9 protein-coding genes are annotated in these 13,748 nt (G+C 60.9%); 3 read left to right on the top strand and 6 right to left on the bottom strand.

From position 1 onward, the window contains the following. Positions 1–22: 22 nt before the first annotated feature. The 3 genes from LKG04_RS02630 to LKG04_RS02620 form a co-directional block, all read right to left on the bottom strand. On the bottom strand, positions 23–718 hold the full coding sequence (locus LKG04_RS02630; RefSeq protein ID WP_291761966.1) for a DedA family protein: 696 nt from the start codon (positions 716–718) through the stop codon (positions 23–25). A gap of 72 nt (positions 719–790) precedes the next feature. Further along, positions 791–1,612, bottom strand: a complete 822-nt coding sequence (locus tag LKG04_RS02625; RefSeq protein WP_291761968.1) for an alpha/beta hydrolase — start codon at positions 1,610–1,612, stop codon at positions 791–793. A gap of 13 nt (positions 1,613–1,625) precedes the next feature. Further along, positions 1,626–3,182, bottom strand: a complete 1,557-nt coding sequence (locus LKG04_RS02620; RefSeq protein WP_291762003.1) for a dolichyl-phosphate-mannose--protein mannosyltransferase — start codon at positions 3,180–3,182, stop codon at positions 1,626–1,628. A gap of 256 nt (positions 3,183–3,438) precedes the next feature. Between LKG04_RS02620 and rsmI the strand changes: the two genes are divergently transcribed. Then, positions 3,439–4,413 carry a 16S rRNA (cytidine(1402)-2'-O)-methyltransferase gene (gene rsmI, locus LKG04_RS02615; protein ID WP_291763218.1) on the top strand — a complete coding sequence of 325 codons (975 nt, stop codon included), beginning with the start codon at positions 3,439–3,441 and terminating at the stop codon, positions 4,411–4,413. A gap of 285 nt (positions 4,414–4,698) precedes the next feature. On the opposite strand, the gene LKG04_RS02610 is transcribed toward rsmI, so the two are convergent. After that, positions 4,699–5,079, bottom strand: a complete 381-nt coding sequence (locus LKG04_RS02610) for a hypothetical protein (protein WP_291761972.1) — start codon at positions 5,077–5,079, stop codon at positions 4,699–4,701. Between the two features lie 186 nt (positions 5,080–5,265). Further along, positions 5,266–5,880, bottom strand: a complete 615-nt coding sequence (locus LKG04_RS02605; protein WP_291761974.1) for a hypothetical protein — start codon at positions 5,878–5,880, stop codon at positions 5,266–5,268. A gap of 405 nt (positions 5,881–6,285) precedes the next feature. Between LKG04_RS02605 and metG the strand changes: the two genes are divergently transcribed. Together metG and LKG04_RS02595 are read left to right on the top strand one after the other, a co-directional pair. After that, complete coding sequence (gene metG / locus LKG04_RS02600) at positions 6,286–8,163, top strand: methionine--tRNA ligase (protein ID WP_291761976.1); 1,878 nt, start codon at positions 6,286–6,288, stop codon at positions 8,161–8,163. Between the two features lie 481 nt (positions 8,164–8,644). Then, on the top strand, positions 8,645–12,016 hold the full coding sequence (locus LKG04_RS02595; RefSeq protein ID WP_291761978.1) for a cation-translocating P-type ATPase: 3,372 nt from the start codon (positions 8,645–8,647) through the stop codon (positions 12,014–12,016). A gap of 54 nt (positions 12,017–12,070) precedes the next feature. Here the strand turns inward: LKG04_RS02595 and LKG04_RS02590 are convergent, their stop codons facing one another. Beyond that, complete coding sequence (locus tag LKG04_RS02590; RefSeq protein ID WP_291761980.1) at positions 12,071–13,549, bottom strand: aminopeptidase C; 1,479 nt, start codon at positions 13,547–13,549, stop codon at positions 12,071–12,073. Positions 13,550–13,748 lie beyond the last annotated feature (199 nt).

The following is a 13,748-nucleotide window of genomic DNA, read 5'->3' as shown; positions in this document are numbered from 1 at the left end:
GTCTGGTGTATCTACGATTCTTCTATGATTTGTGTGCGGCGCCATGGAGCGCCGGTTCCTTCTTGCCGAGCTTGGCCTTGAGCAGCCCGATGACGGTGGGGAGAATGGAGATGAGGAGGATGATGACGATGACCAGCTCGAAGTGATCCTGCACGGTTTTGATGCCGCCGAAGAAGTAGCCGAGCAAAGTGAACAGCGTTGACCACGTCAGCCCGCCTAGCAGCGAGAACGGTGTGAAGCGCGCCCAGCGCATGCCGAAGATGCCTGAAATGAACGGCATGAATGTTCTGATGAAGGGAAAGAAGCGGCCGATGAAAACCGCCAAAGGCCCCCATTTTTCGATCATCGATTCGGTTTTGGCCAGCCGTTCGGGCGTCATCGCCTTGACTTTGCCCGACGCGATGATGCGTCTGCCGAAGAAGTGGCCGATGAAGTAATTGCATTGGTCGCCAATGATCGGCGCGGCCCATACGACTGGCAGCAGCGCCATGATCGGCAGCGCGCCGGGCTTGCCGGTGGCCGCGTCTGGCGCGGCGAAGAATCCGGCGGCGAACAGCAGCGAATCGCCCGGCAGGAATGGGAAGAACACCACACCGGTCTCGACGAACACAATCAGGAAGATAAAGCCCAACGTCGGCACCACTCCCATGGCGATCCACTGAACGATGATGGTGCGCGGGTCTTTCAGCAGCTCGATAAGAAAGTGAATGAAGCCCATGGAAGTCCTGTCATACGTGGTCGCAATGCGCATTCCACCATACACCACAGCCCTATCAGAGCCTGTGCTGACTTATGCGCCGAATGTGCGTCCAATCCAGTCGGTGAACAGCCTGGGCCAGGTTTGCACACATGGTTCGATGCAGCCAACGCCTCGCCAGGAGCTTCCGGGGGTGCCCAACGCGAGGCCGTGGCCGCCGGATGGGTAGAGATGGGCTTCTATGGATACGTTCGCTTTGCGACAAGCGGCGATCATGAGCAACGCGTTTTCGATGGGCACGGTCTCGTCGGTGATCGTATGCCAGAGGAACGTGGGTGGCGTTTTGGCATCGACGTGCTTGTCGATCGACAATTGACTCAGCAACTCCGGGTCGTTTTTGCGCTCGCCGAGCAGATGATCGAAGCTGCCGCGGTGCGCGAAACGCCCGGAATCGATCACTGCATAGGCGAGCGTCAAGCCGTTGGGGCGCACGGCATCGGGGTCGTAGCCGTGCCTGCGCAAATCGTCGTTGCCGGCTGTCGTGGCGAGAGTGCCTGCCAAGTGCCCGCCGGCCGAGAATCCAGCGACCGTGATGGCTTCGGGGTTCACATGCCATTCGTCGGCGTGCGTGCGAATGATCGTCATCGCCTCGGCGGCCTGCAGCAATGCAGTCGGGTATACGGATGGCCATACCGAATAACGCAGAATGAAAGCCTGATAGCCCGCGCCGACTACCTTGAGTGCGATAGGCTCGGCTTCGCGGTCCGAGGTCATCTCATATCCGCCACCGGGCAGAATCAACACCGCCGGTCGTGCGCGCTGCATATCGATTTCCGGGCTATTGTCGATCACATAACCGACGAATTGCGCCTTGCTGCCGTCGAGGCCGGTGATCGGCTGCTGAATGTACTGCATGAAGCTCCTTCTGCTAGATCCATGATTTAAACCACATATGATCCAGCCAGAATTCGTATGGCACGGGCATCGCGGTCCAGATCGGGTAGAAGAACAATGTCGTCAACGCGATCAATCCCAGAATGACCCCGACGCTGATCTTCCAAGCGCGTCGCGAAATGCACTCCTGCAGCCAATCGGCCACGTAGCAGATCGCGAGCACGATCCAAGGCAGGATGACGATGCAGTAGAACGTGAAGGTGGTACGGTTCAGATATTGCGCCCACGGCAGCCAGCCGCCGAGGAATCCGGCGAGTACAGCCCAGATCTTCCAGTCGCCGCGTTTTGTGATGGCGACGATGATGCCGACGATCACGCAAAGTGACCCCAGCCACCAGATCAGTGGATTGCCCAGTGAGGTGACCGCTGAAACGCATTGTGAGCTGGGTGACAGCGAGCACAAACCGGGGTGCCCTGGCAGCTTCTCCCAGTAGAAACTGGTCGGGCGTACTTGCAGCGGCCAAGTCAGCGGATTGGCTTTGTATGCATGCGGCGAGTCCAGCGTGGTATGGAACTGCCACATCTGCACATGGTATTGCACGAAGGATCGCAGAGCTTCAGGCAGCCAGGTCACGCCTTCGCGGGGGTTCATGCTCGCCCAGTCGTGCATGTAGGAATCCTTATGGATGAACCAGCCCGACCAGCCGGCCACGTACGTTCCCGCCCACAGCGGCACCATGAAGGCTGCGCTCGGCAGGGCGTCCTTGACCAGCCCGCTGCCCAGCCACCCGCGGTAGCCGATTTGATGTCGTTCCCACGCGTCCCATGCCACGCTGATAACGGCGAATACGGCGAACAGGTATATCCCGGACCATTTCACGCCAGTTGCCAGGCCGAGCAGAATCGCAGCCCCCGCCCGCCACCATGACAGGGCAATGCAAGGCCCTCGCATATTGAGCACGAAAGGCCTGCCGTGCTGTGAAGCGCTCGGAAGCCATGTGGCGGAGCGGGAATGCGAATCGACCGCATAGTGCTCGCGCAACTGCTCGCGTGCCCAGTCGCGGTGGATGAGCAGCAGGCTGAACGCTGCGAGCGCGAACACCATGATGAAGTTGTCGAGCAGCCCGGTGCGGCTCATCACGATGCCGACCCCGTCGAGCGACATCAGCAGGCCAGCGATCAAGGCAACTGGCGGATTGCGAAACAGCCGCAGCGTGGCGCGGATCATGAGAATGATCGCCACGGTGCCTGCTACGGCGACGCCGGCGCGCCAAGCAAAGGGATTTGTGGCTCCGCCGAAGAGCTTGAGCCCTGCCGCGATCAGCCATTTGCCCACCGGCGGATGGACGACGTATTCGGCTGTGCCGTACCAGCCGTCCACATGGCCGCCGGCGAATGCGGCGTCGATGGTCTGTTTCATGCCACCGATGGTCACGGTTTTCGGCCAGTTGCGCGGCTCTCCGGTCAGCAGCGTCGTCCACGCGTCCTTGACGTAATACGTCTCGTCGAATACGATCGCGCGCGGTTCGCCTAGCCGCAGGAAGCGCAGCAGCCCGCCGAAGGCCGCGATGAGCAGCGTGAACAGCCACATGACTGGACGGCTGGGCGCGGTCGCGCCGCGGTCTTGACGAGATTGCGGTTGGGGGGTGCGGCGATGCGCAGCAAACGGGTTGACGGATGACGGCATGGCTCCCCTTTCTGACTTGTCCCGACATTGTTCTGGTACTACATTATCCCGATTATCCATATTGCGGTGCGGCGCATGGCAGCACATAGGGGGCGGCCGCATGTTGCGAATGCCTGTTGTGGGCGCGGTGCGCGATACTGGGGGTATGGAAACGGAAGATATGCAATCCGCGCAAGCAGCGGACAAGCCGGCGCCCGGGGGCGAGCCGTTGCAGGAGAGGCGCCACCCGCATGGGGCGGCCCTTGTGCCTTCTGGCACCGTCATCCTCGCCGCGACGCCGATCGGTAACACGGCTGATGCCTCCGCGCGGCTGGTCGCGCTGCTGGAGCACGTCGACATTGTCGCGGCGGAGGATACGAGGCGACTGTACGACTTGGCCAACCGCTTGGGCGTGCACGTAAACGGCAAGGTCATCGCTTATCACGACCACAACGAGCGGAACAAGGCCGACGGACTGCTCGACGAAGTGGCTCAAGGCGCCAGCGTGCTCGTGGTGTCCGACGCCGGCATGCCGACGATCAACGATCCGGGTCTGGCCATCGTCCGCTGCGCCATCGAACGCGGCATCCCGGTGACATGCGCACCCGGGCCCAGCGCAGTGCTCGATGCGCTCGCTTTGTCCGGCTTGCCGACGGATCGCTTCTGCTATGAGGGTTTTCTGCCGCGCAGGCATGCCGAGCGCATGCAGCGCCTACGTGCGCTTCGCGCCGAACAGCGCACCATCGTGTTCTATGAAACGCTGCACCGCATCGCCGACTCGATGGATGATCTGCTGGCCGCTTTCGGGCCCGGCCGGCCGATGGCGCTGTGCCGCGAACTGACCAAGGACTATGAGGAGATTCGTCGCGGAGGCGTCGAAAGGATTCGCCAATCAGTCATCGATGACCCGCCGCGCGGGGAGCTCGTGCTCGTCATCGGCGGCGCAGACGACGAAACAGCCGCACTGGAAACCCCCGATGCTCTCGGGGTCGATGAGCTGGCCGCGCTATCGCTGAAACGATCGCAGTCGCAGGGTGAGCGCATCAAGGACTCCATCGCCCAGATCGTCGCCGAGCATCCGTTGCCGGACGGCTCCCTCGCCAATCGCAAAGAGATCTACGCGGCCGTGCTTGTGCTGCGGGATGGCGCATGCTAGATGCCGCGCGTTTATTAAGCACTTGTATCGCCTATTTGGCAGGTGCCAAAGTATACGGTTGGCACGCGTTCGCCTATACCGTTGAAACTACGCCATTCTGCGTCGCATGGTAAAGCTCTGAAACGCCTGCGATGGCCGTTTTCCTGGAAATCTGCTTAGTAAATGACAACTACGGGTTCGGCAGCCGGTGCATTCGCGATGGGCTCGGGTTCGGCGGCATCGCTGATTTTCAGCCGGTTCCTGCGTAGGCGGATTCAGCGGGTACGCGGCATTTGACGTTTGCGGCTATGACCCGGCTGATGCTGGGGATTGCCCGAGCGATTCGAACAACACCTCAAAGCCTTCTTTCACCCCGGGACCGCCTGCTTGGGCGACATATTCGAGCAGATTGGCATCGGCGCGCGGATTCGCGATCAGCCAGCGTCGAAGCTCAGGCGCTTCGCGGGCGATATGCCATAGCACGTCGTCGTCCTCGCTGCTGCACGCTACCAGCGGCGTGAGCGCCAGTGGAGGCTGCGGCGGCTCGTTGTTCCGCTGTGGCTGCACTTCCGCTGCGCTCTGCGTTGCATCATGCCGCAGCCGGTCAAGCCGGCGGACAGCCGCCACATCCGAGCTGGCACCGTTGAACAGCAGAGCCAGTCGCTGGTGAGCGCGCGAACGAACCATATGCCGGCCTCCTTGCGATTCCTGAGCTGAGAAAAGTCGTGGCGGATTCGTTGTATTGCACTGAATCCGATGCGCTGGAGCATGGCTTGACCGTTGCAGCGATTGCTTACGAGACGACTGTCCGCAAAACCGGGCTCGCCTGCCGTTGTCAGCGGAGCTCTGCGAGGGCTGCAGCAGCATCTCCACTCAGAAGCAGTGCTCGATGACGCTGAAGAACTGCCGCGCCCGTGGGGCATTCTGCCAGAAGCGGTTGGCGGCTAGGATATGCAGGCAATCCGTGGGGCGGAAGGCGTAGCTTTCCATCAGCGAGCAGACCATTTCGTTGGCTCGGATATCGATCGACTCCTCGTCGGAGAGCAGCGCAATGTCGCATGCCGTACGCTGCGGAGTCGTGAGCCGCAGCTGCCCGACCGTCGTCAGGTGTTCGGGCGGCGTGTTGCGGTTGAAGACGCGTATCCTGCGCCCGTAGATCAGTGATCGAAAATGCGAGGAGGAAACGATATCGATGGTTTTCGGGAAGCTCCCGCCCAGCCACACCCACGCCGCGCTTACCGCGCACGACACCGTGCCGCCGGGTGCCACCGATTTGACGATGGCACCGCGGCCGTAGAGCGTGTCGGCGTGCTCGGCGAGGTAGGCGCTCGCGCTGTCTAGCTTGTGCACAGCGCCTACGAGCGCGAGGCGTTGCAAAATCATCGGGCCCGGCAGATCATGGGCGCGCAGAACGGTGGACGGCGCGTGGATCGCCTTTGCGATGCCGGGGAGCGCCGCGCCCGGCATCGAGGCTGTTGTTGTGTCCATGCGCCGACTGTAAATGAAGAATGCGTTTCATGCCTGTGAAGATGCCGAAATTGTGGATAAGTGGAAAACCAGCAGATAAAGGGGTCGCAATGTGGATAAGTCACGGGATAAGTCGATAGAAACATGAGGAATTTACCATGCGATAGAACAGCGGATATCGTTGATGCGTCCATGAATAAGTCGGCGGGCAAATCATGGGATATGTCCGCGGACAAGACGCTATATGCCGCAGCCATATCAGCGCATGCAGCATGGACGTATTGCCAGATGCGCCAGATGGCTTTCGCATATCGCGCTTGCCGGCAGATGGATATCACGGGATGCCGTAGGCGCGCGGGCGAACAAGCCGGTGGGATTGGCGGAAGAAAGCGGTTCTGTCCCCGCTGAGCCAGATAATCGTGGATTATGACTCATATTATGGTGAATGTTGCATGGCCGTATGCCAACGGTCCCCGTCACATCGGCCACGTCGCCGGTTTCGGTGTGCCTTCGGATGTTTTCGCGCGCTACGAGCGCATGAAGGGCAACGACGTGCTGATGGTCTCGGGCACCGACGAGCACGGCACCCCGATCTTGGTCGAGGCGGAGAACGAGGGCGTGGGTGCGCAGGAGCTCGCCAATCGCTACAATCGGGTCATCGCCAAGGATCTGTGCGATCTGGGATTGAGCTATGACCTGTTCACCCGCACCACGACCCGCAACCACGAGCATGTGGTGCAGGAGATGTTCAAACAGTGCCTGAAGAACGGCTACATCTACCAAGGCACGCAGAAAGTCGCGATTTCCCCGTCGACCGGGCGCACGCTGCCCGACCGCTACATCGAGGGCACTTGCCCGATCTGCGGCGCGGACGGCGCGCGTGGCGATCAGTGCGACAACTGCGGCAATGAGCTCGACCCCGACGAGTTGATCAACCCGGTCTCGAAGATCAACGGCGAAACGCCGCGCTTTGAAGAGACCGAGCATTTCTTCCTCGATCTGCCGGCGCTCGCCGAGGCCAATCTCGCCTGGCTCAAGACGCGCGAGGGCTGGCGCACGAATGTCATCAACTTCTCGCTCGGCCTGTTCAAAGAGGTGCGCCCCCGCGCCATCACGCGCGACATCGACTGGGGCATCCCCATCCCGGTCGACGGCTGGATCGACAACCCGAACAAGAAGCTCTACGTGTGGTTCGACGCGGTGATCGGCTACGTGTCGGCCTCCATCGAGTGGGCGCGCCGGCAGGGCGACCCACAGGCTTGGCGCGCCTGGTGGAACGATCATTCGACGCCGGCCTACTACTTCATGGGCAAGGACAACATCACTTTCCATTCGCAGATCTGGCCTTCGGAGATGCTTGCTTATAACGGGCAGGGTTCCAAAGGTGGCGAAGTCGGCGACCTCGGCCCGCTCAATCTGCCCGAGCAGGTCGTGGCCTCCGAGTTCATGACCATGGAGGGCAAGAAGTTCAGCTCTTCGCGTGGCATTGTGATCTATGTCAAAGACATCCTCGCGCGTTATCCGGTTGACGCCGTGCGTTATTACATTTCGGTGGCCGGCCCGGAAAGCTCGGACTCCGACTTCACCTGGGCTGAGTTCGTCCGGCACAACAACGAGGAATTGGCCGCAAGCTGGGGCAATCTCGTCAACCGCGTGGCCAACCTCATCAACAAGAATTTCGGCGCGATTCCTGAGCTGGACGAGGATTCGATGACCGAGGAGGATCGCGCGCTGCTGCAGGAGACATCAGACGCATTCGACATCGTCGGCGGCCTGATCGAGCGCCATCGTCAGAAGAACGCGCTGTCCGAGGCGATGCGCGTGGTCGGTGACACCAACAAATACATTTCCGCCGCCGAGCCGTGGAAGATCAAGGATGACGAAAGGCGCCTGGCAACTGTGCTGCATGTGGCAGCACAGGCCGTGTCCGACGCGAATCATCTGCTCGCGCCCTTCCTGCCGCATTCCGCGCAGAAGGTCTGGGAGGCGCTGGGCGGCACGGGCACGTTCTCGCCGTTGCCGCGCATCGAGGAGGTTGAGGACCTTGACGAGCCCGGCTTCCATTATCCGATTATCACCGGCGACTACGTGATGGGCGAAACCGTGCACCCATGGGTGAGTGAGCCGCTAATGCCCGGCGCTCCGGTGCCTAAGCCGTCTCCGATCTTCGCCAAGATTCCCAAAGAGGCCGTCGACGAGGAACTTGCACGCTTCGAGGCCGAACTGGCCGGGCGCGAAGCCGCCAAGAAGGCGCGCTTCGAGGCTGCCAAGGCCAGGCTCGAGGCTGGCGCTGCCGACGAATAGAAATTGTCTGCGGCTGGTACTGGCTGCCGTGCTGTCCCTTTCGTGACGTTTCCCCCGGTTTAGCGGCACAAATGGGGCAGTGGACCCCGCTTCATGCCCGCATGTCACACGATCGTTACACGTTTCACAGGGTTTTTTGAGACGCACCTATCGTTCCTCCAAGAAACAGCGGGTTATATAAGAGTTGTCGACAAGAACAGTTGCCGGCGAGGTTTGGAGACAAGCCCCATAACTGAACCCTTCTTCTCTCTTCTCTCTGACCCGGCGGTCTTCCCCCCGCCGGGTTTCTCTTTGCCGGAACCGGAATACGACACGCAACGAATTTGTTCACCGAGAGAGGAGTGACGTTACACGAGTTTGTTAGGTTCATAGAAGAGATTGCGACATATGCCGATGTGCGAATGGGGATTCGTGCGTTATCTGGCATGTGCGTGCGATTGCTGACCGAAACCGACCATGACGATCGAAAGGCCGTGCGACTATGACCAGTGCAACGACGACGAATAAGACGAGCAATGCGGCGAACGAGCAGCCGGCGAATGAACCCGAGATGGGGAAAGCCACGGGAATCAGGGATCCGACGACAGACCAAGCAACAACGGATTCGGCGAAAGAGGGCGCCGCCTCAGCGCATGCCGCAGCTGCCATGATTAAGGATGCTGCGAGGCCACGCCCGACGGTGGACGATGCCCCAACAGGTGATGCTGTAAAAACTGCAGATGATCCAAAGCCGGCGCAGAATGGCAACGATATACACGCGGACGACCACGCTGACAACGCCCCGGGAACCACCGATCCATCCAGAGCTTCCGATTTTTCCGGGCCTTCAGACGGTCCGACCCCGTCTGAGTCCGAGGCTTCCGAAGAGATATGGCACAGTCTGACGCCCGAGCGGACTATCGAATCGCTCAAGACTTCGGTGCATGGACTGACCCAGGACGAGGCCGAGCGCAGGCTCGAGCTCTTCGGCGAGAATTCGCTGGAGCAGGAGGTGGCAGTCCCTCAATGGAAGATGTTCCTGTTGCAATTCAGGAGCCCGCTCATCATGGTGCTCATCGTCTGTGGCATCATCACGATGGTGCTGGATCATCATGTGGATGCGTTGGCGATCTTCGTTGTGCTGCTGCTCAATGCCATTCTCGGTTTCTACCAGGAGGTCAAGGCGGGCGAAGCGGTGAAGGCGCTGGCTTCGCTTTCGACGCCTACGAGCCGGGTGGTTCGCGACAAGCGGGTGACCACGATGTCGACGCCGTCCATCGTGCCGGGCGATGTGGTGCTGCTGGAAAGCGGCGACCGGGTTCCCGCTGATTTGCGGTTGATCGAAACCAATAATCTGCGCATTGATGAATCGATGCTGACCGGGGAAAGCGACGACGCCAGCAAGAACACCAAAGTGAGCGACAAGGATGCGCCGCTGGGCGATCGCAAATCGATCGCCTTCTCCGGCACGATGGTGACCGGCGGGCGCGGCCGGGGCGTGGTCGTCGGCACCGGCGCGAACACCGAGTTGGGCGAAATCAACGACATGGTCAACACGACCCACACCACCACGCCGCTCGAGCAGATCATGAACCGCACCGAACGTGGCATCGCCGTCGCGGTCATTCTTGTGGCGCTGTTTGTCTTTGCAGGCGGCTGGATCATCAATGGCAATCCCACCGACGCTTTCCTCTCCTCGGTTGCGCTGGCAGTGGCGGCCATGCCCGAGTCCCTGCCGATCGTGCTCACGGTTGCCATGGCGTTGGCGGTCTCGCGCATGGCGAGGCACAATGCGATCGTACGACGGCTGCCGGCCGTGGAAACCTTGGGATCGGCCACGGTCATCGGCTCGGATAAGACCGGCACGCTCACCCAGAACCGTATGACGGTCGAGATGTGCTCGATCGGCGGCGGCGAGCCGCGGCAATGCCAGGCGGACACGGCTGGGCGCAATGAACAGGGCGACATGAGCGACCAGAGCGGTTCAGGCGACACCGCTGCCACCGACAACAACAAGCTGGATGCACAGCGCGGGCTGAACAATGCCATGGCTTCGCTATCGGCCGCGCCGCTTTCTCAGGATGTGCTGAGCCTGTTGCGTGCCGGCGCGCTGACCAACGAGGTGCGGCGCAGCACGGATGACGACGGCAATATCCAATACAGCGGCGATGCCGTGGATATGGCGATGGCCCGCATAGCTGACGAGACAGGTGCCGTCACGGATGAGGATCGTGCGGCCGAGATTGTGCTCGAAACGCCGTATGAGCCGGAATTGCGCTACTCGATGACCATGTGCCGCAATGAGGATGGCAGCTACACGCAGTATGTCAAGGGCGCGCCTGATACGGTCGCCGGCATGTGCACGACGATGGCCATCGAAGCTGACACGGTTGCGCAGCGCGATGGGCTGACCGACGCCGGTATCCCGGTTGACGACAATTCCGTCGAGGCCGCCGGTGCCGTCGAGTCTGCGGAATCTGTCGAATACACCGAAACCACGGGTTCCAACGATGCTGAGGATTCAACCAGTGTCGGCGAACCCGCACATCCGCGCGAAGAGCCCATGGACTACGATCTGATCAACGCGACCTACGAGACGATGGGCGGCATGGGTCTGCGCGTCATCGGCGTGGCCGCGCGCGAGTTCAGCGCCGAAATTCATCCCGGCGATTACCGCAGCCCCCATGGCATGCGCTTCCTGGGCCTCGAAGGCATGATGGATCCGCCGAGAAAAGGCGTGCGCGAGGCGATCGAACAGTGTGCGCAAGCCGGCATCGAGGTCAAGATGATCACCGGCGACCACCCGCTCACTGCGCGGGCGATCGGAGAGCGCCTCGGATTGCAGCACACCGACAACGCGATCACCGGCAGCGAGATGCTCGACATGAGCGACGAAGTGCTCAAAGGCCGGTTGCGGGAGACCTCGATCGCTGCCAGGGTCTCGCCGCAGGACAAGCTGCGCATCGTCGAGATTCTGCAGGACGAAGGCCAGACGGTGGCGGTCACGGGCGATGGCGTGAACGATGCTCCCGCACTCAAGGCAGCTTCCGTGGGCATCGCAATGGGCGAGTCGGGCACCGATGTGGCGCGAGAGGCCAGCGACGTGGTGCTTACGGACGATAATTTCGTCACGATCATTAAAGCAGTGCGCGAAGGGCGTGTGACGTTCAAGGCATCGCGCGGTTCGGCGTACTTCTTGTTGTCGACCGCAGTCGCGGCCATGATCGCCGTTGGCGTCAACGTCATCGCTGACATGCCGCTGCTGTTCATGCCGCTGCAGATGCTGTGGATTAATTTCGTCACCAACGGCGTGCAGGACATCGCACTCGCCTTCGAACCCGGACAAGGCGACGAACTTTCGCGGCCGCCGCGTCAATCGCATGAAGGTCTGCTTTCGATGGCCTTGTGGGCTAGAACGGCGGTTTGCGGGCTATGGATGGCGACGTGCATCCTCGTCATGTTCCGTGTGATGATCGATACCGGTTACGACGTGGTATCGTCCAGAACCATGGCGTTGACCTTGCTGGTGCTGTTCAGCTTCTTCATGTCGGCATCGGCGCGTTCGGAGAATATCTCAGTGGTTAGCCTCAATCCCATGCGTAACCCCTTCCTGCTCATCGCGGCCGTCGTGGCGATAGCGATACACGCGGTGGTCATGTATATTCCCGCGTCGGCCGCCGTGCTGGGTGTGGTTCCGCTCACGGGTATGCAATGGCTCATCTGCCTCGGCCTGTCGATGACCGTGCTGATTTTCTGTGAAGGCGACAAGCTTGTCCGCGCCCAGCTTGCCAGGCGCGGCTATGGCGTGCGCAGCGGGCTGCGCGCCACCGGCCGCAAAGCCCGCCTAGGCGTAAAAAGGATGCTGAGCCGTTAGACAGACGGCACTGTGCTGGTCTAGGCACTCAGCCGGCAAGTTCCCGTTAAACCATTACCTGCATGGCCTTGTCAGCGGCTGCCACGGATCGAGCTCGACCGGGGCGGTATCGAGCGCGGCAAGGGTATCGGAGTCGAGGTAGTCCTTGCGGATGACCAGCTCGGTGACGTAATTGCCGAACCAGTCGTCGGAGGCCACGTAGTAGCCGTCCTTGCCGGTGTCCTTGCCCCAGCTGTTCTCGACTTTCCATCGGTCGGCCTTGCCGTCCTTGTCCAGATTCACGCCGGTGAGTGTCATCGCGTGGTTGCTCGGGCGCTCGCCGTATTCAAGGCCGCGCGCCTTATCAAAGGTGAATTCGGTGCCGAAGAGCTCGTCCACGCGCACTGTATTGCGGTCAAAGATGCCGTCCTTGCGCAGGGAGTACTGCATGCAGTCGCACGCGAACCAGATGGGGTGACCTGCGGTGAGCTGGTTAACAGCGGCCTTGTGGAACGCGTCGAGCGTGACATTGACGAATTCGAGCTGTTCGGTCTCGGCCACATTGGTCGAGTATTTGATGCGGTAACGCGTGTTATATGCGCGGCTCGCCATCGGTACATTCGCCAGCGTGACGTAATCGTTGACGTCGACCGGTACGTAGCGGCGGTAGAAGTCGAGCGGCGTGATGCCGTAGGCGCAGATCTGCAGGCGGGTATCGGTGCCGGAACGCTTGATGGCATCTGTGTCGGGAGAATCCTTGGATTCGGTCGATTTGGCAGCTTTGGCCGACCCAGTTCCAGTCCGGTCCTTGTCGTCTGTGCCGCCCTTGTCGTCATCATCCTTCACGCGAGCGAGGAAATCGAAATGTTCAGGCGGTTCGCCGAGCGAGATCGCGCAGATGCGGTATATGACCTCCATATCCCGTATCTTCTCTTCGCGTAGCTCGTTGATGCCGGCGCCCTTGCTGTGCCGGTCGCGCAGAGCGGATGCGAACTCGCGCAGCTTGGCGGCCAGGTACTGGGTGAAAGCGTCGGAATTCCGTGAATTCGCCGATTCGGGGTAGGCGGATTTCGGCACGAGACCGTATTTGTTCACTAGGTTTACGAACATTTGCCACCAGCCGCCGTCTTCGGCCGGATACTCATTGATCGATTGGAACAGTCGGCTTTCGGTGCTGTCGTCGAGCGTGTCAAGCACGTTTTCCAAGTAAGCGTTCGATTTCTCGATCTTGTCCCAGAAGAACAGGTAATTCTCGGAAAACTCGAAATCCTCGAGATTCCAACGGTGCATCACTTCGAAGCGCAGCGTGTTGAGTGCCGCGAACATCCAGCAACGCCCGGAACGCTCCTGATTGGTGATTGAGCCCTGTTTGAGCTCGACCGAAAATTCGTGCGGTAGCTCGCGCAGTCCCTGATAGCTTGTCGCAGCGCTGAGCACGCCGCTTGCCACGGCGGCGTTCGCGGCTACGCGGTTGGCGCGGTCAGCCGTAAACGCCTCGCTGTAGTGGTGCACTTCCTCGGCGGTTATGGCGCGATTCGAAGGTGATGCGGTCATAATTTCTCCTCATACGTCGCAACGCGCACGGACGGCCAGGTCATAACCGATCTGACGGCGGCGCGCAACAGGCAAATCGACAGTGTATGGTTCGCCGACACTATACGCTCCGGCGGTTACGTGCGGCGACCGCGGCCGCCGCACGTAACCGCCGACGTACCTTTGGATTCGAGCGCCGGCCCGGTACGTTCCCAACCCA

Source organism: Bifidobacterium sp., assembly GCF_022640935.1.
In the GTDB taxonomy this organism is placed as follows: domain Bacteria; phylum Actinomycetota; class Actinomycetes; order Actinomycetales; family Bifidobacteriaceae; genus Bifidobacterium.
This window is presented reverse-complemented; position numbering and strand designations above follow the sequence as displayed.

Excerpts from the sequence above, each read along its gene's own strand:
- LKG04_RS02590 (WP_291761980.1), bottom strand. The coding sequence starts at position 13,549 with ATGACCGCATCACCTTCGAATCGCGCCATAACCGCCGAGGAAGTGCAC.
- LKG04_RS02595 (WP_291761978.1), top strand. The coding sequence starts at position 8,645 with ATGACCAGTGCAACGACGACGAATAAGACGAGCAATGCGGCGAACGAG.
- metG (WP_291761976.1), top strand. The coding sequence starts at position 6,286 with ATGACTCATATTATGGTGAATGTTGCATGGCCGTATGCCAACGGTCCC.
- LKG04_RS02605 (WP_291761974.1), bottom strand. The coding sequence starts at position 5,880 with ATGGACACAACAACAGCCTCGATGCCGGGCGCGGCGCTCCCCGGCATC.
- LKG04_RS02620 (WP_291762003.1), bottom strand. The coding sequence starts at position 3,182 with ATGTGGCTGTTCACGCTGCTCATCGCGGCCTTCGGCGGGCTGCTGCGC.
- rsmI (WP_291763218.1), top strand. The coding sequence starts at position 3,439 with ATGCAATCCGCGCAAGCAGCGGACAAGCCGGCGCCCGGGGGCGAGCCG.
- LKG04_RS02610 (WP_291761972.1), bottom strand. The coding sequence starts at position 5,079 with ATGGTTCGTTCGCGCGCTCACCAGCGACTGGCTCTGCTGTTCAACGGT.
- LKG04_RS02630 (WP_291761966.1), bottom strand. The coding sequence starts at position 718 with ATGGGCTTCATTCACTTTCTTATCGAGCTGCTGAAAGACCCGCGCACC.
- LKG04_RS02625 (WP_291761968.1), bottom strand. The coding sequence starts at position 1,612 with ATGCAGTACATTCAGCAGCCGATCACCGGCCTCGACGGCAGCAAGGCG.